The 20,440-nt window shown below is 62.0% G+C and carries 20 protein-coding genes; all 20 read right to left on the bottom strand.

The features are described from left to right. Positions 1-68: 68 nt before the first annotated feature. The 20 genes from ureC to V6L81_RS00555 all read right to left on the bottom strand — a co-directional run bounded on the left by ureC (position 69) and on the right by V6L81_RS00555 (position 20,423). Positions 69-1,769, bottom strand: a complete 1,701-nt coding sequence (gene ureC, locus V6L81_RS00650; RefSeq protein ID WP_095017664.1) for an urease subunit alpha — start codon at positions 1,767-1,769, stop codon at positions 69-71. Between the two features lie 35 nt (positions 1,770-1,804). Next, the gene (locus V6L81_RS00645) at positions 1,805-2,113 is read right to left on the bottom strand and encodes an urease subunit beta (RefSeq protein ID WP_095000999.1); all 309 of its coding nucleotides are present in this window, start codon (positions 2,111-2,113) and stop codon (positions 1,805-1,807) included. Beyond that, a complete protein-coding gene (locus V6L81_RS00640; RefSeq protein ID WP_095017663.1) occupies positions 2,110-2,643 on the bottom strand; it encodes a GNAT family N-acetyltransferase in 534 nt (177 codons plus the stop codon). Before V6L81_RS00640 ends, V6L81_RS00645 begins: the two co-directional genes overlap by 4 nt. Beyond that, entirely contained in the window at positions 2,640-3,173 is a 534-nt protein-coding gene (locus tag V6L81_RS00635; RefSeq protein ID WP_338660410.1) for an N-acetyltransferase family protein, read from the bottom strand. The genes V6L81_RS00640 and V6L81_RS00635 overlap by 4 nt, the downstream gene beginning before the upstream one ends. A gap of 8 nt (positions 3,174-3,181) precedes the next feature. After that, a complete protein-coding gene (ureA, locus tag V6L81_RS00630) occupies positions 3,182-3,484 on the bottom strand; it encodes an urease subunit gamma (protein WP_016783355.1) in 303 nt (100 codons plus the stop codon). A gap of 75 nt (positions 3,485-3,559) precedes the next feature. Then, entirely contained in the window at positions 3,560-4,399 is an 840-nt protein-coding gene (locus V6L81_RS00625; protein WP_095017662.1) for an urease accessory protein UreD, read from the bottom strand. A gap of 45 nt (positions 4,400-4,444) precedes the next feature. After that, positions 4,445-5,143: an urea ABC transporter ATP-binding subunit UrtE gene (gene urtE, locus V6L81_RS00620; RefSeq protein ID WP_095024332.1), complete on the bottom strand. Its 699-nt coding sequence runs from the start codon at positions 5,141-5,143 to the stop codon at positions 4,445-4,447. 40 nt (positions 5,144-5,183) lie between these two features. Next, complete coding sequence (gene urtD / locus V6L81_RS00615; protein WP_095001004.1) at positions 5,184-6,032, bottom strand: urea ABC transporter ATP-binding protein UrtD; 849 nt, start codon at positions 6,030-6,032, stop codon at positions 5,184-5,186. Next, positions 6,029-7,108, bottom strand: a complete 1,080-nt coding sequence (gene urtC / locus V6L81_RS00610) for an urea ABC transporter permease subunit UrtC (RefSeq protein ID WP_338660409.1) — start codon at positions 7,106-7,108, stop codon at positions 6,029-6,031. Before urtC ends, urtD begins: the two co-directional genes overlap by 4 nt. After that, positions 7,108-8,610, bottom strand: a complete 1,503-nt coding sequence (gene urtB / locus V6L81_RS00605) for an urea ABC transporter permease subunit UrtB (protein WP_338660408.1) — start codon at positions 8,608-8,610, stop codon at positions 7,108-7,110. Before urtB ends, urtC begins: the two co-directional genes overlap by 1 nt. 149 nt (positions 8,611-8,759) lie before the next feature. Beyond that, the gene (gene urtA / locus V6L81_RS00600) at positions 8,760-10,025 is read right to left on the bottom strand and encodes an urea ABC transporter substrate-binding protein (protein WP_095017659.1); all 1,266 of its coding nucleotides are present in this window, start codon (positions 10,023-10,025) and stop codon (positions 8,760-8,762) included. A gap of 223 nt (positions 10,026-10,248) precedes the next feature. Beyond that, a complete protein-coding gene (locus tag V6L81_RS00595) occupies positions 10,249-11,259 on the bottom strand; it encodes an iron ABC transporter permease (protein ID WP_095001008.1) in 1,011 nt (336 codons plus the stop codon). Then, positions 11,256-12,206, bottom strand: coding sequence for an ABC transporter substrate-binding protein (locus V6L81_RS00590; RefSeq protein WP_095001009.1), 951 nt, complete (start codon positions 12,204-12,206; stop codon positions 11,256-11,258). Before V6L81_RS00590 ends, V6L81_RS00595 begins: the two co-directional genes overlap by 4 nt. Next, positions 12,203-12,991, bottom strand: coding sequence for an ABC transporter ATP-binding protein (locus tag V6L81_RS00585; RefSeq protein WP_095001010.1), 789 nt, complete (start codon positions 12,989-12,991; stop codon positions 12,203-12,205). The genes V6L81_RS00590 and V6L81_RS00585 overlap by 4 nt, the downstream gene beginning before the upstream one ends. A gap of 89 nt (positions 12,992-13,080) precedes the next feature. Then, a complete protein-coding gene (locus V6L81_RS00580; protein WP_338660407.1) occupies positions 13,081-15,207 on the bottom strand; it encodes a TonB-dependent receptor in 2,127 nt (708 codons plus the stop codon). Positions 15,208-15,372: 165 nt separating this feature from the next. Further along, positions 15,373-16,749 (bottom strand): PepSY domain-containing protein, encoded by a 1,377-nt coding sequence (locus V6L81_RS00575; RefSeq protein WP_095038949.1) that lies wholly within the window; start codon positions 16,747-16,749, stop codon positions 15,373-15,375. A gap of 159 nt (positions 16,750-16,908) precedes the next feature. Further along, on the bottom strand, positions 16,909-18,966 hold the full coding sequence (locus V6L81_RS00570; RefSeq protein WP_095017655.1) for a TonB-dependent copper receptor: 2,058 nt from the start codon (positions 18,964-18,966) through the stop codon (positions 16,909-16,911). Between the two features lie 101 nt (positions 18,967-19,067). Then, on the bottom strand, positions 19,068-19,433 hold the full coding sequence (locus tag V6L81_RS00565) for a DUF2946 domain-containing protein (protein ID WP_095020802.1): 366 nt from the start codon (positions 19,431-19,433) through the stop codon (positions 19,068-19,070). A 48-nt stretch (positions 19,434-19,481) separates the two neighbouring features. After that, positions 19,482-19,976 (bottom strand): copper chaperone PCu(A)C, encoded by a 495-nt coding sequence (locus tag V6L81_RS00560; protein WP_338660406.1) that lies wholly within the window; start codon positions 19,974-19,976, stop codon positions 19,482-19,484. A 48-nt stretch (positions 19,977-20,024) separates the two neighbouring features. After that, on the bottom strand, positions 20,025-20,423 hold the full coding sequence (locus V6L81_RS00555) for a DUF2946 domain-containing protein (RefSeq protein WP_095001016.1): 399 nt from the start codon (positions 20,421-20,423) through the stop codon (positions 20,025-20,027). Positions 20,424-20,440: the final 17 nt, after the last annotated feature.

Below are 20,440 nucleotides of genomic sequence, written 5' to 3'. Positions count from 1 at the left end.
GGAGCCGCATCTTAACGCCAAATGCAGCGTTCCAGTACAACCGCCAATCCCCCTGCAAATACGGGGTGTCAGAACAGGAAGTAGCGCTGTGCCATCGGCAGGACCTCGGCCGGTTCACACCACAGCAATACACCGTCGGCCTTGACCTGATAGGTCTGCGGGTCGACTTCGATCGCGGGCAGATAGCCGTTGTGGATCAGATCCTTTTTCTGCACATCCCGGCAGCCCTTTACCACCGCGATTTGCTTTTGCAAACCCAGCGCTGCGGGGACGCCCGCGTCAAACGCGGCCTGGCTGATAAAGGTCAGGCAGGTGGCGTGGCGCGAGCCGCCGTAGCTGGCGAACATCGGGCGATAGTGAACCGGTTGCGGCGTGGGGATCGAGGCGTTGGCATCGCCCATCAGGCTTGCCGCAATGGCCCCGCCCTTGATGATCAACGTCGGTTTGACGCCGAAAAACGCCGGGCGCCACAGCACCAGGTCGGCCCACTTGCCGACTTCGATCGAGCCCACTTCATGGCTTACGCCATGGGTGATCGCCGGGTTGATGGTGTATTTGGCGATATAGCGCTTGGCGCGGAAGTTATCGTTGCCCGGTGCATCTTCAGGCAGCGGCCCGCGCTGTTTTTTCATCTTGTCGGCAGTTTGCCAGGTGCGCGTGATCACTTCGCCCACCCGGCCCATGGCCTGGCTGTCGGAGCTGATCATCGAGAACGCGCCCAGGTCATGGAGGATGTCTTCGGCGGCGATGGTCTCGCGGCGGATCCGGCTTTCGGCGAAAGCCACGTCCTCGGCGATGCTCGGGTCGAGGTGATGGCAGACCATCAGCATGTCGAGGTGTTCGTCGATGGTGTTGCGCGTAAAAGGCCGCGTCGGGTTGGTGGAGCTGGGCAGCACGTTGGTCAGGCCGCAGGCCTTGATGATGTCCGGCGCATGCCCGCCACCGGCACCTTCGGTGTGATAGGTGTGGATGGTGCGGCCCTTGAAGGCGGCGAGGGTGGTTTCGACAAAGCCCGACTCGTTCAGGGTGTCGCTGTGGATCGCCACTTGCACGTCATAGAGATCGGCAACGGTCAGGCAGTTGTCGATGGACGCCGGGGTGGTGCCCCAGTCTTCGTGCAGCTTGAGGCCGATGGCTCCGGCTTCGACCTGTTCGATCAGCGGTTGCGGCAGGCTGGCGTTGCCCTTGCCGGTAAAGCCCATGTTCATAGGGAACGAATCGGCGGCCTGAAGCATGCGCGCCATGTGCCACGGCCCCGAAGTGCAGGTGGTGGCATTGGTGCCGGTGGCCGGGCCGGTACCGCCGCCGATCATGGTGGTCACGCCGCTGTTGAGCGCTTCTTCGATCTGTTGCGGGCAGATAAAGTGGATATGGGTGTCGATGCCGCCTGCGGTGAGGATCATGCCTTCGCCGGCGATCACTTCGGTGCTGGCGCCGATGGCGATGGTCACATCGGGCTGGATATCCGGGTTGCCGGCCTTGCCGATGGCGTGGATGCGCCCGTTCTTGAGGCCCACATCGGCTTTGACGATGCCCCAGTGATCGATAATCAGCGCATTGGTGATCAGCGTGTCGACCACTTCACTGGCGAGCAGTTGGCTCTGCCCCATGCCGTCACGAATCACCTTGCCACCGCCGAACTTCACTTCTTCGCCGTAGGTGGTGAAGTCGTGCTCGACCTCAATCCACAACTCGGTGTCGGCCAGGCGGATCTTGTCGCCGACGGTGGGGCCGAACATGTCGGCGTAAGCCTGACGGGAGATTTTCATGATGAGTTCCTAAAAATTGGTTCGGACCCTGAGGGTCAATCCAGATTGCCCATCACCCGCCCGGCGAAGCCGAACACCCGGCGCAGACCGGCCAGTTCCACCAGTTCCACTTCACGGGTTTGCCCCGGCTCGAAGCGCACGGCGGTGCCAGCCGGAATGTTCAGGCGCATGCCGCGACTGTCGCCACGGTCAAACATCAGGGCGTCGTTGGTTTCAAAAAAGTGATAATGCGAGCCGACCTGGATCGGGCGGTCGCCACGATTGGCTACGCTCAGGACCAGGGTGCGGCGGCCGACGTTCAGTTCGATCTCGCCCGACTCAATGCGGTATTCGCCCGGGATCATTGCGGCTCACTCAGGGTTTTGAAGTAGATGGCCGTGGGGCTGTAGTGGCCGTCGGGGCTTTGGCAGTAGTTGGGCAACTCGCCCACGCGGGTGTAGCCCAGGGCACTGTAGAAGTTCTCGGCGGGGGAGCCGGCTTCGGTGTCCAGGTGCAACAGGCCGCGCTTTTGCTCGCGGGCGCCTTGCTCCAGGGCGTGGATCAGTACCTGTCCCAGGCCGCGGCGACGCACTTCATTGAGCACCAGCAGTTTTTGCACCTCGGCACGGTTCAGGCCGTTGGCCTTCTGGCACAGCACCAGTTGCACGCTGGCCAGCACGCGCTGGTCTTCGACCAGTACCCACAGCAGCAGATTGCCTTGTTCCAGTTGCCCGTGAACTTCGTTGAAGTAACGGCTGGCCTGAGGCTGATCCAGATCGTTCATGAAACCCACCGATGCGCCGTGCCCGACCGCATCGAGCAGCAACACAATCAAGTCATCGCGGTACTGAGCAAAGCTCTGCGCCGTCACGCGTACCACCTGTTCGGCGTTCATTGTGCGAGCTCCTTGGGCGGCAGGGCGCCGGGGTTAAGCATCAGTTGCATAAAAGTCAGGTCTAGCCAGCGGCCGAACTTGATCCCCACTTGCGGCATGCGCCCGCTGGTGACAAAGCCCAGTTGCCTGTGGACATGGATCGAGGCCGCGTTGGCGCCTTCGATGGCGGCGACCATCACATGCTTGTCGCAGGCACGGGCGCGCTTGATCAACTCGGCCAGCAACTGTGGCCCGAGTTTTTTGCCGCGTTGCTCGGGGTGGATATACACCGAGTGCTCAACGGTATGGCGAAAGCCCTCGAACGGCCGCCAGTCGCCGAACGAGGCATAGCCCAGGGCGATATTGGTGTCGTCGATGATCACCAGAATCGGGTAACCCTGGGCCTGTCGTGCGTCGAACCACCGCTGGCGGTTGTCCAGGTCTACGGTGTTTTCGTTCCATATGGCCAGAGTGTTGAGCACCGCATCGTTGTAGATATCGCGAATCGCCGGCAGATCCGCCGCGACTGCATCACGAATGACATAAGACATGCTCGGCCTCAGGCGATAGGTTGGTGGACGGTGACCAGCTTGGTGCCATCCGGGAAGGTGGCTTCGACCTGGATATCGGGGATCATTTCCGGAATGCCTTCCATCACCTGGTCGCGGGTCAGCAGGGTGGTGCCGTAGTGCATCAGCTCGGCGACGGTGCGGCCATCGCGGGCACCTTCGAGCAGGGCTGCGGAGATATAGGCGATGGTTTCCGGGTAGTTGAGAATCACACCGCGGGCCAACCGACGCTCGGCCAGCAGGCCGGCGGTGAAGATCAGCATCTTGTCTTTTTCGCGTGGAGTCAGGTCCATGGTCGGGTCCGTGTTCGGCAGTTAAAAATGAGTCGGGCCTTGGCCCTCACCCTCTCCCAGAGGGAGAGGGGCTCTTCAGGTACTCCAGATGCGTGGCGCCAACGCCTCGCGCCCCAGCAATGCCGGGCGCAGCAAGCGCCATAAATCGATCAGCCAGCTGCGCGCCTGCAAGGCTTCACTGGCCAGGCAGCGCGCTACCAGTAGACCCGGTAATTGAGTCAAATCACCGCGCACCGGGTTGGCCAGCGCGCGGCAGCGTTCCAGCAGCTCGGCACTGACTTCACCCGTTACCAGCAAGGTGGCAAACACCGGGTTGCCATCCAGGCCGATGGGCGAATCCAGCAGCCCGTCGCCGCCTGCAATGCGCTGGCGTTCATGCCAGAGCAACTGGCCGTCGCGGCGGATATCCAGGCGTGACTGAAAATGCCCGTGCTCAAAACGCTCGCCGCTGGCCAGCCGCCCCAACGCCACCATGTCCCAGTAAAACAGCCGTGCATCGCCTGCAAGTTCGATACGGGTGGTGAGTTCGGCCTGGGCTGCGCTGAACACGATGGTTTCTTGCGGCAGCCATTCCAGGGTCGCGCCGGCAGCCACGTTCAATTCGACTGTCTGGTAAGCCGGGCCCGCCGCGCGATACCACTTGGCCGCGCCGGGGCTGGTCAATTGCGCCCAGGCATCGGGGCCGACGCTGGCGCTGATATTCAGTTGGTCACCCCCGGCAATCCCCCCCGGCGGGTGGACGATGATGTGCTGGCACACCTCGGGGCCTTCGGCGTACAAATGCTTTTGCACCCGCAACGGGCCGAGGTGGCGCCGCAGGGTAGGGCGGGTGCTGTCGCCAAAACGGCCATAGCCCAGCTCCAGCTCGGCGAGCCAGCTGGGGGTGAACAATGCGGTATTGGCCGGCAGGTTCATATGTAGGACTTCTTTGTAAGAAAAGCACCAGGAAAGAGGGACAGATTAAATCGTCACCAGCCCGCGCACACCCTCTGTTTGCATATTTTCGCCACGCCCCTGTTGCACGATTTCACCTCGCGACATCACCAGATACTGATCGGCCAGTTCTTCGGCAAAGTCATAAAACTGCTCCACCAGCAAAATCGCCATATCGCCGCGGGCGGCGAGCATTTTGATCACTGCGCCGATCTCCTTGATCACCGAGGGCTGGATGCCTTCGGTGGGCTCGTCGAGGATCAGCAGACGCGGGCGGCTGGCCAGTGCGCGACCGATGGCCAGCTGTTGCTGCTGGCCGCCGGACAAATCGCCGCCGCGCCGGTGTTTCATTTGCAGCAGCACCGGGAACAGTTCGTAGATAAACGCCGGCACTTCCCTGGCCTCGGCGCCGGGAAAGCGCGACAGGCCCATCAGCAGGTTTTCTTCCACCGTCAGGCGCCCGAAAATCTCCCGGCCCTGGGGCACATAGGCGATCCCGGCGTGGACCCGCTGATGAGGCTTGAGCGTGGTGATGGGCTGGCCCTCCCACTGCACGCTGCCTTCCTTGACCGGCAACAGGCCCATCAGGCATTTGAGCAGGGTGGTCTTGCCCACGCCATTACGGCCGAGCAGGCAGGTGACTTCACCGACTTTGACCTCGAAGGACAGGCCGCGAAGGATATGACTGCCGCCGTAGTATTGGTGCAGTTTTTCGACGTTAAGCATGTTCAGTTCTCTCCATGCCCCCTGTGGGAGCGGGCAGTTTTCAGCGACCCAGGTAGACTTCGATCACCCGTTCATCCGCCTGCACCTGCTCCAGCGAGCCTTCGGCCAATACGCTGCCCTGGTGCAGCACGGTGACGTGGTCGGCAATCGAGCCGACAAAGCCCATGTCATGCTCCACCACCATCAGCGAATGTTTGCCCGCCAGGCTCTTGAACAGCTCGGCGGTGAATTCGGTTTCGGCATCGGTCATGCCCGCCACCGGCTCGTCGAGCAACAGCAGTTGCGGGTCCTGCATCAACAACATGCCGATTTCCAGAAACTGTTTCTGCCCGTGGGACAACAGCCCCGCAGGCCGCAGGGCCGAGCCGGTCAGGCGGATGGTATGCAGCACTTCGCCGATACGGTCCTTTTGCTCTCCTGTCAGTTTCGCGCGCAGGCTGGCCCACACCGACTTGTCGGTCTTCTGCGCCAGTTCCAGGTTCTCGAACACGCTCAGGGCCTCGAATACCGTGGGCTTCTGGAACTTTCGGCCAATCCCGGCCTGGGCGATCTGTACTTCGCTCATCTGGCGCAGGTCGAGGGTTTCGCCAAACCAGGCCTGGCCTTCGCTGGGCCGGGTCTTGCCGGTGATCACATCCATCATGGTGGTCTTGCCCGCACCATTGGGGCCGATGATGCAGCGCAGTTCACCGACGCCGATATACAGGTTGAGGTTGTTCAGGGCCTTGAAGCCATCGAAGCTGACGCTGATGTCTTCCAGGGTCAGGAGGGTGCCGTGGCGGGTGTTCAGGCCCGGCCCGGCGGCTTGTCCCAGGCCGATGGCGTCGCGACTGCTGCCAGCGTCCAGCACCGGTTCGAGCATGAATTCGGCGGTCGGTGTGATTCTCATTGTTCGCCCCTTTTCTTCAGCAGGCCGATCACGCCTTTAGGCAGGTACAGGGTCACGACGATAAACAGTGCGCCCAGGAAGAACAGCCAGTACTCGGGGAACGCCACCGTGAACCAGCTTTTCATGCCATTGACCACGCCTGCCCCCAGCAGCGGGCCGATCAGGGTGCCGCGCCCGCCGAGGGCGACCCATACGGCGGCTTCGATGGAGTTGGTCGGCGACATTTCACCCGGGTTGATAATGCCCACCTGGGGCACATACAAGGCCCCGGCCAGGCCGCACAGCATGGCGCTCAGTACCCAGACGAACAGCTTGAAACCGCGCGGGTCGTAGCCGCAGAACATCAGGCGGTTTTCCGCGTCGCGCAGTGCGGTCAATACCCGGCCGAACTTGCTGCGCGCCAGTCGCCAGCCAAGGAACAGGCTGGTCACCAGCAGCAGCACGGTGGCCAAAAACAGCGCCGCGCGTGTGCCCGGCTCGGTGATGCCAAAGCCCAGAATACTGCGAAAATTGGTGAAGCCGTTGTTGCCGCCAAAGCCGGTTTCGTTGCGGAAAAACAGCAGCATTCCGGCGAAGGTCAGGGCCTGGGTCATGATCGAGAAGTACACGCCCTTGATCCGCGAGCGAAAGGCGAAAAAGCCGAACACCAGGGCCAGCAGGCCGGGGGCCAATACCACCAGACACATTGCCCACCAGAAATGCTCGGTACCGACCCAGTACCATGGCAGCTCGGTCCACGACAAAAAGGTCATAAAGGCCGGCAGCTCGTCGCCCGAGGCCTGGCGCATCAGGTACATGCCCATTGCGTAACCGCCCAGGGCGAAGAACAGGCCATGGCCGAGCGACAGCAGCCCGGCGTAGCCCCAGACCAGATCCAGGGCCAGGGCGACAATGGCGTAGCAGAGAATCTTGCCCACCAGCGTCAGCGTGTAGGCCGAGACCTGCAACGGGCTGTCGGCGGGCAACAACGAGAGCAGCGGCAGGGCCAGCAATACCAGCAGGACCAGAACGCCCACCAGTGTAGTGACCGTAGGTCCGGCCTTTTGTGCAGCAGTGACCATCAGAGGCTGACTCATCAGTCGATCACCCGTCCTTTAAGCGCGAAGAGCCCCTGCGGACGCTTCTGGATAAACAGAATGATCAGTCCCAGGATCAGGATTTTGCCCAGCACGGCACCGATCTGCGGTTCGAGGATCTTGTTGGCGATACCCAGGCCAAAGGCCGCATACACAGTACCGGCCAATTGGCCGACGCCGCCCAGCACCACCACCAGAAACGAGTCGATGATGTAGCCCTGTCCCAGATCCGGGCCCACGTTGCCGACCTGGCTCAAGGCCACGCCGCCAAGTCCGGCAATCCCCGAGCCCAGGCCGAAGGCGAGCATGTCCACGCGCCCGGTGGGTACACCGCAGCAGGCAGCCATGTTGCGGTTCTGGGTAACGGCGCGCACGTTGAGGCCCAAACGGGTCTTGTTCAGCAGCAGCCAGGTCAGTACCACCACGGCCAGGGCGAAGACGATGATCACCAGACGGTTATACGGCAACACCAGATTGGGCAGCACTTGCAGCCCGCCCGACAGCCAGGCCGGGTTGGCCACTTCGACGTTTTGCGCGCCGAACAGCACGCGTACCAGCTGGATCAGGATCAGGCTGATGCCCCAGGTGGCAAGCAATGTCTCCAGCGGGCGGCCGTAGAGGTGACGGATGATGGTGCGCTCCAGCAGCATGCCCACGGCTGCGGTAACGAAGAACGCCACGGGCAGGGCCAGCAGCGGGTAGAACTCGATGGCGCCGGGAGCAAAGCGCTGGAACAGCAACTGCACGCAGTAGGTGGAATAGGCGCCGAGCATCAGCATTTCGCCGTGGGCCATATTGATCACCCCCAGCAGGCCAAAGGTGATGGCCAGGCCGAGTGCAGCCAGCAGCAGGATCGATCCGAGGGACAAACCGCTGAACGCCTGCCCCAGCAGGTCGCCGATCAGCAGCTTGCGTTTGATTTGCACCAGGCTGGTTTCGGCGGCGGTGTGCACGCTGGCATCGGTTTCTACCCCTGGTTGCAGCAGGTTTTCGAGGCGGGTGCGGGCCAGCGGTTCGCCAGTTTCGCCCAGCAGGCGCACGGCGGCCAGACGCACGGCAGGGTTGGGGTCGACCAATTGCAGATTGGCCAGCGCCAGGCTTAATGCGCTGTGCACATCGCTGTCCTTTTCAGCGGCCAGTTGTTGGTCGAGGAAATTGAGTTGCGCCGGTTTGGCGGATTTCTGCAATTGTTGCGCTGCGCTCAAGCGCAGCTTGGGGTCGGCTGCCAGCAGTTGATGGCTGGCCAGTGCGGTATCGATCAAGCTGCGCAAGCGGTTGTTCAGGCGCAGGGTTTTAACCTGGCCGTCTACGCTGATCTGGCCTTGTTGCAGGCTATTGATCAGTTCGATGCGGGCGGGCGCGGGTTGTGCGGCCCAGCTTTCCAGGAGTTGGGCTTGCTGGGCGTTATTGGCTGCGGCGAAGTCGCTGGCGTCGTCGGCGTGGGCGGCCAGGGGCAGCAACAGCAGTAGCGCGACGATAACGCGGTAAAGGGCAGTGGGCATAGTTATGGCCTTGCACAGATAGAAGCAATTCAACACACCTGTGGGAGCGGGCTTGCTCGCGATGCAGGCAACGCGGTCTTTCAGTCAAACCGTGTTGACTGCATCGCGAGCAAGCCCGCTCCCACAAAAGCACAACGATGAGGCTGGCCTCAGTTACTCTTCACCGCGTAATCCGGCTTCTTGTCATTGCCCGGGATGTAAGGGCTCCACGGCTGGGCGCGGATCGGCCCTTCGGTCTGCCATACCACGCTGAACTGCCCGTCCGGCTGGATCTCGCCGATCATTACCGGCTTGTGCAGGTGATGGTTGGTCTTGTCCATCGTCAGGGTGTAGCCCGAAGGCGCGGCAAAGGTCTGGCCCGCCAGGGCTTCGCGCACCTTGTCGACATCGGTGGACTTGGCTTTTTCGGCCGCCTGGGCCCACATGTGAATGCCCACGTAGGTGGCTTCCATCGGGTCGTTGGTCACGGCCTTGTCGGCGCCCGGCAGGTTGTGTTTTTTGGCGTAGGCTTTCCAGTCAGCCACGAATTTGGCGTTGACCGGGTTCTCTACCGACTGGAAGTAGTTCCACGCCGCCAGGTTACCCACCAGCGGTTTGGTGTCGATGCCGCGCAGCTCCTCTTCACCCACCGAGAACGCGATCACCGGCACGTCGGTCGCTTTCAGGCCCTGGTTGGCCAGCTCTTTATAGAAGGGCACGTTGGAGTCACCGTTGACCGTGGAGATCACCGCTGTCTTGCCGCCCGCCGAGAACTTTTTGATATTGGCCACGATGGTCTGGTAGTCGCTGTGGCCAAACGGGGTGTAGACCTCTTCGATGTCCTTGTCGGCCACGCCTTTGGAATGCAGGAATGCGCGCAGGATCTTGTTGGTGGTGCGCGGGTACACGTAGTCGGTGCCCAGCAGCACAAAACGTTTGGCGCTGCCGCCGTCTTCGCTCATCAGGTATTCCACCGCTGGAATCGCTTGCTGGTTCGGCGCCGCGCCGGTGTAGAAGACGTTGGGCGACATCTCTTCGCCTTCGTATTGCACCGGGTAGAACAGCAGGCCGTTGAGTTCTTCAAACACCGGCAGTACCGATTTGCGCGACACCGATGTCCAGCAGCCGAACACCACCGCAACCTTGTCCTGAGTCAGCAACTGACGGCCCTTTTCGGCAAACAGTGGCCAGTTGGAGGCCGGGTCGACCACTACGGGTTCGAGCATCTTGCCGTTGACACCGCCCTTGGCGTTGATCTCGTCAATGGTCATCAGGGCCATGTCTTTGAGCGAGGTTTCGGAGATCGCCATGGTTCCGGACAACGAATGCAAAATCCCTACTTTGATGGTCTCGGCGGCTTGCACCGTCCAGGTCATGCCCATGGCTGCGATGGAGGCGCTCAGGGTGAAAGCCTTGATCAAGCTACGACGCTTCATGGTGCGATCTCCAGGTCTCTGATTTTTAGTGATGAATTCAATGACTGGAGAGGTCTTTAGCAAAGGCTGTGCCTATACCTGAAAAGGGCTCTGGAACAGTATTTTGCGCGAAGAGTGGGCGCGACGACGCACCCGTTTGGTGCCGCCGGGAAGGCGTGGTGCGGGGTTATGCTTCACCTTGGTGCTTTGCGGGTTTGACTCACTACCGCCCTGTCAGGCGGTGTTAGCGTTTGCGCATCAACCCGATAAAAAACAGCCCGCCAATCGCCGCCGTGGCCACGCCTATGGGCAGGTCTTCGGGGGCGATCAGGGTGCGTGCCGCCACGTCGACCCAGACCAGGAACACACTGCCCAGCAAGGCGGATACCGGCAGCAGACGTCGATGCTCCGCGCCCACCAGGCGGCGGGCGATATGCGGAATCATCAGCCCGACAAAACCAATGGAGCCACTGATGGCCACCAGCACGCCGGTCATCAGCGAGGCGATCAAAAATACCCGCAGGCGCACATTGCGCGCATTCAAGCCCAGGGTCACGGCGGTTTGTTCGCCGGCCATCAGGGCATTCAGCGGGCGTGCCATACCCAGCAGCAACACCAGCCCCAGCAGCACGCTGGCGCTGGGGATGGCCAGCAGCTCCCAGCGCGCCAGTCCCAGCCCGCCGAGCATCCAGAACAGCACCGCGGAACTGGCCCGGTGGTCGCCCAGAAACAGCAGGGTATTGGCCACGGCCATCATCACAAAGGATACGGCCACGCCGCACAGCAGCAAACGGTCGCTGTCGAGCCGGCCGTGTCGGCTGGCGATGGCCAGTACCAGAGCCATGCTCAACAGCGCCCCGATAAATGCGGCAATGGGCAGGGTCAGCAGCCCGACGATTTCGCCCACATGCAGCACCACAATCACCGCCCCCAGCGTGGCGCCGCTGGTCACACCCAGCAGGTGCGGGTCGGCCAGGGGGTTGCGGGTCACGGCCTGCAACACCGCGCCGATCAGTGCCAGCCCTGCGCCCACCAGCGCCCCCAGCAACATGCGCGGCACGCGGATCAGCCACACGATATGTTCCTGGCCCGCGCTCCAGTTAACGTCGCCGATGCCAAACAGCTTGTGCAGCAGAATCTGCCACACCACGTCCACTGGCACCCGCGCCGGGCCAAAACCCAGCGAAACCACACACGACACCAGCAGCAATGCGCCAAGACCAGTCAGCAACAGGGCGTAGCGGCTGGCCATCATTGCGGGTGAAAGCCTTTAGCCAGGGTTTCGATGGCGAGCACATTGTCGATGCCCGGCGTGGCCTGCACATAAGGGATAACGATAAAGCGCTTGTTACGGATCGCGTCTACCGATTGCAGCGCCGGGTTGGTTTCCAGGAAGCGTTGTTTCTGCTCGGCGGTGACCTCGCTGTAATCAACGATCACGATGACTTCGGGGTTGCGCTCGACCACGGTTTCCCAATTGATACGGGTCCAGCTGGCGTCGATATCGCTGAGGATATCGTTGCCACCGGCGGCTTCGATCAATGCGTGGGGGATACCCAGTTTGCCCGAAGTCATGGCCCGGTCTTCACCGCTGTCATACAGGAAAACCCGGGGCTTCGAGGTGGGCAGGGTGTTTTGGACGTCTGCAATTTTTGCCTGCATCTGGGCGATCAACGCACTGGCGCGATCCTGCACGTCGAAGATCCTGCCCAGGTTGCGCAGGTCGTTATAGGTGTCTTCCATGCTGGCGGGCGGGCGCTTCATCACAAATGCGCAGGACTCGGTCAGCTCATACACATTGATGCCCAGCGGGGTCAGGGTTTGCGGCGTGAGGTCGCCGCCCACGCGCATGCCGTAGTCCCAGCCGGCGAAGAAGAAATCGACGTTGGCATTGAGCAGGGTTTCCACTGACGGGTATTTGCTCGCCAGTTCCGGCAGACCATCGAGGATCACTTTCATCTGCGGGGTCACGGCCTTCCACCCGCTGATCCCGCTGTAGCCGGCCATGTGTGGCTTGAGACCGAGGGCGAGCATCATCTGGGTCATGTTGATGTCATGGCTGACCGCGTGTTTGGGGGCCTGGTCGAAGGTTACGTCGCGATTGCAACTCTTGATAGTCAGCGGGTACTGCGTGGCCTCGGCAAAGGCCAGGGGCGAGGCGAGCACTGCGCCCAGGCAGAGGGCGAAACGAATCAGGTTCATGCGTGGGTTATCCAGGTTATGCGCGGGTAGCCGGACAGCGGATGGTCGTCGATCAGGGCCGCCACGCCAAACACGTCGCGCAACAGCTCCACAGTCAAGACTTCACGGGGCGTGCCGCTGGCGATGATCTTGCCGTGGTCAATGACGTACAGCCGGTCACAAAAGGCAGCGGCCAGATTGAGGTCGTGGATGCTGGCCAGGGTGCCGATGTTCAGGCGCTTGACCAGTTGCAGCAACTCCAGCTGATAGCGCGGGTCGAGGTGATTGGTGGGCTCGTCGAGGATCAGCAGTTCGGGTTGCTGGGTCAGGGCACGGGCCAGGATCACCCGTTGTTTTTCGCCGCCCGAGAGGGTGGCGAAAGCGTGGTCTTCAAAACCCTGCAGGCCGACGGATGCGAGGGCGTTTGTGGCCAGTTGGCGATCAGCTTGGGTGTCGCCATCGAACAGGCCTTTGTGCGGGGTACGGCCCATGGCGACCACTTCATCGACGGTCAGGCCGAAAGTGTCGGGGAATTCTTGCAACACCACGGCGATGCGTTGCGCGCACCAGCGGGGTGATTGCTGCCAGAGATTGTGGCGGTCGAGCTGGACAGTGCCCGATTGCGGCTTGCTGAAACGGTAGGCGCAGCGCAACAGGCTGGTCTTGCCGCTGCCGTTGGGCCCGATCAGCCCCACAAACTCACCCGCCGCGACATGCAGGTTGGCATCACGCAGCTGGAACTGGTGATGGCAATGGCCGTGGCCCAGAGGGCTCCAGGCGAGCTGGGTGAGGGTGAGGCGGGTCATAAAAGTCCGGTTGTTCTTTAAAGTCAAAAGCCCCTCACCCTAGCCCTAGCCCTCTCCCTCCGGGAGAGGGTTAGGGTGAGGGCCAGCGGTTAAAAGGTGTAATCAGCCGTCACGAAAAACGAACGCGGTTCGCCCATGATCCATTGCTGGCCGCCATTGTATTGGGTTACGGCGTACTGGCGGTCGAACAAATTGTTCAAACGCAAACCCAGGGTGGTTTTGGGCATCGCTTTCCAGCTCACGCTGGCGTCTACCACGGTGTAGCTCGGCAGCTCGACGTTGTTGGCCATGTCGGCATAACGCGAGTCGACATAGCGCACGCCGGCACCGGCACTTACATCATCGTTGATGGCCTTGCTCAACCACAGATTGGCGGTGCGACGGGGTACGTCGGTGGGACGGTTGCCTTTGCGCGATACGCCTTCATCGTCGAACTTGTCGTACTGCGCGCGCACCACCGAGGCGTTGGCTTGCAACGCCCAGCGCTGCGGCAGTTGCAGGTCAAGGCTGGCTTCCAGGCCGCTGGAGGACTGCTCGCCCACTTGCAGCGTATTGCCCGGGATATTCGGGTCGGAGGTCAGCAGGTCTTTTTTGACAATGTGATAGGCCGCTAGGGTCCATTCGCCGCGCTGATCCCAGAACATCTGCTTGAAGCCGATTTCGGTCTGGCGCGCATGGGCCAGCTCGAAGTTTTGCTGCTTTTCGCTCAGGCTGATCAAGCCGCCCACGCCATCAACGCTGGTGGCTTGCTGGGCATAGATCGACATGTCCGGGGTCAGTTCGTATACCAACCCGACTTTCCAGCTGTTGGCCGACAGGCTGCGGTCAGTTCGAGTGGCGTCGCCATTGACCGCGAAGTCATCGCGGTCCAGATGCACGATATCGCGGCGCACGCCGGTGACCAGCGACAGTTGATCGCTCAGCTCGGTGCGGTTTTCGGCGAACAGCGAAACCTGTTGCGTGGTGGTGGTGTATTGATCGCGGTACGGCGAGTCACTTTCAAATTCGCCACGATCCGGGTGGTACAGGTCAATCGGCTGACCGTTTTCATTCACGTCTTTATACGGCGAGTTGCTGTGCAGGTTGAAGTGGATGCGGTTGTAATCCGCGCCCACCAGGGTTCTGCTTTCAAGGCCGAACAGGTCGTGGTTGAGGGTGAAGGTCTGGCGGTCGCCGACTTGTTCCTGCTCGTGCTTGATGCTGAAGTAGCCCCTGCGCAGCAAGGTCTGCTGGCTTTCATTCCAGGCGTGGTTTTCGGCGTTCTGCCAGCGGCGTTGGGCCTTGAGGTAATACAGCTCGTTGTTGGCACTGAGGGCGTCGTTGATCTGCCATTCAGTATTGAGGCGCGTCCACTGGTCGTTGTAATGCAGTTTTGCATCGCGCACGTTGTAGTTCTTGTCCCGCAGGCTCTGGTGATACCGGCCATTGATCAGCGGTACGCCGAAATCGTTTTGCGGCTCCTGATCGCCATAGTCGTGGCTCAGGGTAAACGCCAGGTCATCGCTGGCCTGCCAGCGCAGAGCGGCGCTGACAAAGGTGTTTTCGGAGTCGCCGTGGTCGATCCAGCCATTGCTCTGGACGTGGTTGATATTCAACCGATAGCTCAGGGTATCGGTCAGCGAGCCACCGCTGTCGAGTGCCTGCTGGCGGGTGTCGTACGAGCCGTAGCCCACACGGACATGGTTTTCTATGGCACCGGAGAAGGGTTTTTTCGGGATTACGTTAATCACTGCGCCGGTAGCGCCGTCGCCATACAGCACCGAGGCCGGGCCGCGCAGCACGTCGATGCGTTCCACCGACCAGTCGTCCACCGGGAAGGTCACGGTGCCCGCGCCGCTGTACATGCGTACGCCGTCATAGAGCTGCATCACCGAGCCTTCGCCGACAAAGCCCCGGGCCGAATAGGCGGAGCCGCCGTTGCCCGGTGTGCCGGTGTTGCTGATGCCGGTGGTGCGGGTCACGGCGTCCTGCACGCTGCGGTCGCCACGGGCGCGGATTTGCGCGCCGGTCAGGCTTTCAACGCTGGCAGGCGTTTCGAGACCGGTAAGGTTCAGGCGTGAGCCGGCGCTGGTGGCGGTCTTGAGGTCGATGCTTTCAATCTCGACTTCAGGCGCGGTAACGCTCGCGGCAGGCAGCATCAGAGAGGGGGCGGCGTCATCGGCCTGGGCGCTGTTCAGCGCCAGCAGGCAGAGACTGGACAAAAAGTACTTGTTCATCAGGGCAGTGAGTCGCTTATTTCAGAGGGTGTCCCCGCTGCCTCCTGGCGGCGGGTGATGGAGCTTAAATGGTTTTGTTATACAGTAACACTTAATTCGCGCATGATATTGGCGTGCCATTATAGGGGTGGCTCTGCAATGCGCCTCTCGGATGGTTCATGCTGGTTATGAAAGGCGCTCATCCGGCCGTAGTTTGCGCACCATCAGCCATAACCGGTCGAGCCCCCACACTGCGATCAACGAGGCGCCCACCAGCGGGAACGCGATAGCCAGAGCGAGCATGATGGCAACGCCGGCCTTCCAGGTCGGCAGGTCGTGACGCAGCGGCGGAACCCCCATACCGCCTTGCGGGCGACGCTTCCACCAGATCACCAGGCCGCTTACGGAACTGAGCAGGATCATCAGGCACACCAGCAGCATCACGATCTGGTTGAGCGGGCCGAACAGCTTGCCTTCGTGCAGCATCACGCCCATTTCGGTGGCGCGGGCGACATTGCTGTAATGCTGCCAACGCACGTCGGCCAGTACCGTGCCGGTGTATTGATCGACATGCAGGGTGGCGTCGTTACGCGGGTCGTCGGCGAATACGGCAATGGTGAATACGCCGGTGGCGGTGGTCGGCAGGGTGATGCTGTAGCCGGCCTCGACCTGGCGGGCCGTGGCGGTGTCGACCACCGCTTGCAGGGTGATGCCGGGGGCGGCGGGGCCTGAGGTGTGCGCGGCGTGGGCCATATGTTCGGCGTGGGCGCCGGAGACCGGCATCGGTGTGTTTTCCATTGCCCAGGGCACGGTCTGGCGATTGGCGGTATTGAGGCTGCGGGCCTCGATATCAGACTTCGGCACGTCGTTCCACATGGCTACCGGGAAACGGTTCCACAGGTCGGCATATTGCTTGCCCCAGAAGCCGGTCCAGGTCATGCCGCTGATCAACATGAACAGCAGCAAGGCGGCCCCCCAGAACCCTGTGACAACGTGAAGGTCGCGCCATAGCACGCGCCCGCGCCTGCTCAGGCGCGGCCATAGAATTCCGGCAGCCGATTGCCCCCGCGGCCACCACAGGAACAGGCCGGACACCACCAGCACCACGCCCCAGCCAGCGGCCAGTTCCACCAGCCGGTCGCCGAGGGTGCCGATCATCAATTCGCCGTGCAGGGTGCGCGCCACGGCTTGCAGGTTGAGCTTGGCATCCTGCTCGCCCAGCACCTGGCCGGTGTAGGGGTTGATAAACACATTGAGCTCGTGCCCGCCGTTGTGAACCACGAACTGGCCGCTGCGTTGCGGATTGATCGGCGGCAGGTACTGGCTGATATGGCCCTGTGGATAAGTGGCCTGCACACGGCTGAGTTGCTCATCGGCGCTGAGGCTGTGATGGGCCGGGGTGACGTTGAGCAGATGGTCGTACAGCAGTGGATCAAGCTGGGGTTTGAACAGGTAAATGATCCCGGTCAGGGCCAGCAGGATCATAAACGGGGCGACAAACAACCCGGCGTAGAAATGCCAGCGCCAGGCCAGGTTGTAGAAAGACGGTGTTGGTCGGCTCATGGGAGCGGCTCCGCAAGGTTGAAATTGTTGTCGTCAGCAAAGACCCTCACCCTAGCCCTCTCCCAGAGGGAGAGGGGACTGACCGCTGCGGGTTCAAGCACGGCGCAAATCAGCTCCCTCTCCCTCCGGGAGAGGGTTGGGGTGAGGGCTGGCGGTTTGTCAGAAACTCACATCCACCTTGGTCCACAGCGTGCGGCCCGGTTCATTGATGGCGCGCGGGTCATTGGCCGGGTAGCCGTAACCGGCGTTGCCCGCCATGTTCAGGTGCTCGCTGTAGTTTTTGTCCAGCAGGTTGTCGACCCCGGCGCTGACCTTGAGGTTTTTGTTGATGCGGTATGCACCGTTCAACGAGAACACGCCAAAGCCGGCACTTTTGCCGAAATCCTTGCCGACCACATTGCCCGCGTTGCGGTCTATGCGGTCCTGGCGTGCCACGACGCGCCACAGGGCGCCGGCACTCCAGTCGTCCTCGCTGTAGGTCAGGCCCAGGCGGGTGTCCAGCGGCGGCATTTGCGGCAGAGCCTTGCCATCGCTGGTGTTCTTGCCCCAGGCGTAGGCCAGGGTGGCGTCGGCTTTCCAGTTTGACGTCAACTGATACGCCGCGCCCAGCTCGCCGCCCATGACCCGGGCGTTGATGTTTTGCGCTTGGGATGAGCCCTTGGCGTAGTCGAACAGGATGTAGTCGCGAATCTCGCCGGCGTACACCGAGGCCCAGGCCTCCAGGGTGTCGGTCTTGTATTGCAGGCCCGCATCGAGCTGCGTGGTTTTCTCGGGCTTGATGGCGTCGAATGCATTCACCGAACCGGTCGGGCCGGAGCTCGGCGAAAACAGCTCCCAGTAATCGGGGAAGCGCTGAGTGTGGCCCAGCCCGGCGTACAGGGTGGTCGGGCTGTCGCTCAGGTCATGCTCGTAACGCACAAAACCGCTGGGCAGGGTGTCAGCGCGGGTCTTGTCCAGGGTCGGGTTGGGCTTGCTCATCATCCCCGAGCCGAGTCGGGCGCGGTAATCCTTGGCGGATGCGCGGTCAAGACGAGCACCGGTAATCAGCCGGTCGCGCTCGGCGGCGTACCAGGTCAACTCGCCAAAGGCGCCGTAGTTGTGGAAATCGGCGTCCTTGCTCCAGTTCTGGTCCTTGTAGGTATCGATGCCCATGCCCATGCGTTTGCGGTGTTCGTTGGTCTGCGCATCGATGCCGCTGATCAACTGGTAATCGGCCCAACGCCAGGTGGCCTTGATCCGCGCACCGAGGGTGCGGCGGTCGACGTTGGACGCCATCGGCCCGGCCATCATGCCGGTGCCCGACGGGGTACGCAGTGTGTAGTTGTCCATCACATGGTCGGCGTAGTTGTAGTAGACCTGGGCTTCGATCTTGTCGAGAACGTCGCCGATATTGGACTTTTCAAAACGCAGTCCCAGGCTTTCGCGCTTGTACTGGCTGCCGTCCATGCCGCGTCCGGCCGAGCGCGCTTCACCGTCGCCCTTGCCGGCGGTGAGTTCCAGCAGGGTGTCGGCGTCCGGGGTCCAGCCCAGGGCAATGTCGCCGTTCCATTTGTCGTAACGCGACGGCACGGTGTCGCCGTTGCCGTCCTTGTAGTCATCGGCATGGGCGGTGTTGCCGATGACCCGCACATAGCCCAGCGGGCCACCGGCGGCGGCATCGATGGTTTTGTCGAAGCGCCCGTTGGAACCCGCCAGCAGGCTGGCATTGACCCGTGTGCCCAGTTCGCCGAAGTGCTCGGGCTCGCGTTCGAAGAGGATGGTGCCCGCCGAGGCGCCCGGGCCCCAGAGCACGGTTTGCGGGCCTTTGATCACCGTGAGCTGGTCGTAGGTTTCCGGCGAGATGTAGGAGGTGGGTGCGTCCATGCGCCCGGGACAGGCGCCGAGCATCATGCCGCCGTTGGTAAGGATATTCAGGCGCGAGCCGAACATGCCGCGCAGCACCGGGTCGCCATTGGTGCCGCCGTTGCGGATCAGGGCGAAGCCGGGGATGGTCTTGAGGTAGTCGCCGCCGTCACTGGCAGGCACGGGCTGGCGCGGGTCCTTGGGGTTGGTGACGATGGTCAGCGGTGAGCTGGGGGCGATGGCGGTGATCACCAGCGGGCTCAGCTCATTGCTGTGCCCGGCATGTTCGTCGGCCACAGCGGTGGTTGCCAGAATCGCACAGCACAGGGTGCTGAGGGTAAAGGGCAAACGGGAGGCAGCAGTAAAGCGGGACATAGACATTCCAATAGTCAGACGAATACAACTCGGCCACGCACCTGCGACTGTCTGAAACAGTGCATGCAGGTCGGCCAGATGATGTGTTGTGGTGTCGGTAGCTAAAGGAATACGGGAGGCGCGCGGGAGCGGGAGCCCGGGAAGACCGGTTGCCGGGCGTGGCCCAGGCGGGGATTGGCGGCCAGGTAACTGCGGGGTTCTGGTGAGTTATAGAGGGTCAGGCCCGGGGTGCCGGGCAAGGCCGGGCAACTGAACAGCAGGGTGCAGTAGCCGCACTTTTCCCAGATGGCATGGTGGTCGGCTGAAGGCTGTTCATGTTCGGCGTGCGCAGACATGTCCATGCTCATATCCATCGACATGGGCATGGAGGCGTGATGATCCATCGGCATCGCCTGGGAAATCAGCGGGCCGATAAAAATCATCAACATGGCAAACAGGCTCAGCCAACTGCCGCGAATATGCGACATGGAGTGCCTGGCGCGAGGTTCGCGCACGGGGATCAGCAACCTTGGCCGTTAGTGGGCGTGCATGTGTTCCATGCTGTCTTCAGGTGCCTGCTTCTGCACATTGACCTCAACCGGCACGGCGCCGGCTTTTTCAAAATGCAGGGTCAGCGGGAAGTGCTTGCCGTCCTGCAGCAGGCTGCGGTCCTTGAGACCGAACATCATCACGTGGTACGCCATGGGTGCAAAGGTGACGGTGCCGCCGGGCGGCACTTCGACGCTGGCCACGGGCAGCATCTTCATCAAGTCGCCTTCCATGATGTGCTGGTGCAGTTCGGCCTTATCGGCAATCGGCGTGTCGACGCTGACCAGGCGATCGGCCGTGCTGCCGGTGTTGTGAATGATGAAATACGCGGCCACGGTGGGCGCATTGGGCGGCAGCTCCTGGGACCACGGGTGGGCGATTTCGAGGTCGCCGCTTTTGTATTCGTGGGCGTTGGCAAAACAGTCAGGCAGCAACACAGCCGCCGCAATCACGACGTGCTTGAACAGGGAAAGGTTCAACATGGCAATTCTCCGGAACGATTCAAAACGCAAAGGGGTTGCGAGGAAGAATCAGACCAGGGGCGATGCGCGGGGGTTGAGGCTCGGCCATTGCTGGCGCGGGGTGGGGCGCTTGAGGTGATCCGGGACCAGGCTGTGGCCCCGCTCGATGGCGGCAAAGTAGAGCTTGGGAATATGCGCGGGCAGCGCCACCACCGGCGCGGCGCCCGAGCAGCACCAGCAATGCTGCATGGTGGAATGATCGTCATGCTGGTTGTCGGCGGGCTCGAACGTGCCCAACGATACGGCGACCATCTTGGTGCCGGTGGAGGAGCAGAAGCTGCTCCACATGAACTGCTCGGTGGGCCCTCGCTCAACGGATTGGGTCGCTCCGGCCATCGACATGGCGAGCATGTTGAACAGCACTGCAAAGCAGGCGATCCAGGCAAATGCAAACCGTTGTCGGGACATGACGAATTCCGTGAGTG

It is taken from the genome of Pseudomonas bubulae, from assembly GCF_037023725.1.
GTDB lineage: Bacteria > Pseudomonadota > Gammaproteobacteria > Pseudomonadales > Pseudomonadaceae > Aquipseudomonas > Aquipseudomonas bubulae.
Note: the sequence above shows the minus strand (reverse complement) of the source record. Positions and strands in the feature narration are given on the sequence as shown.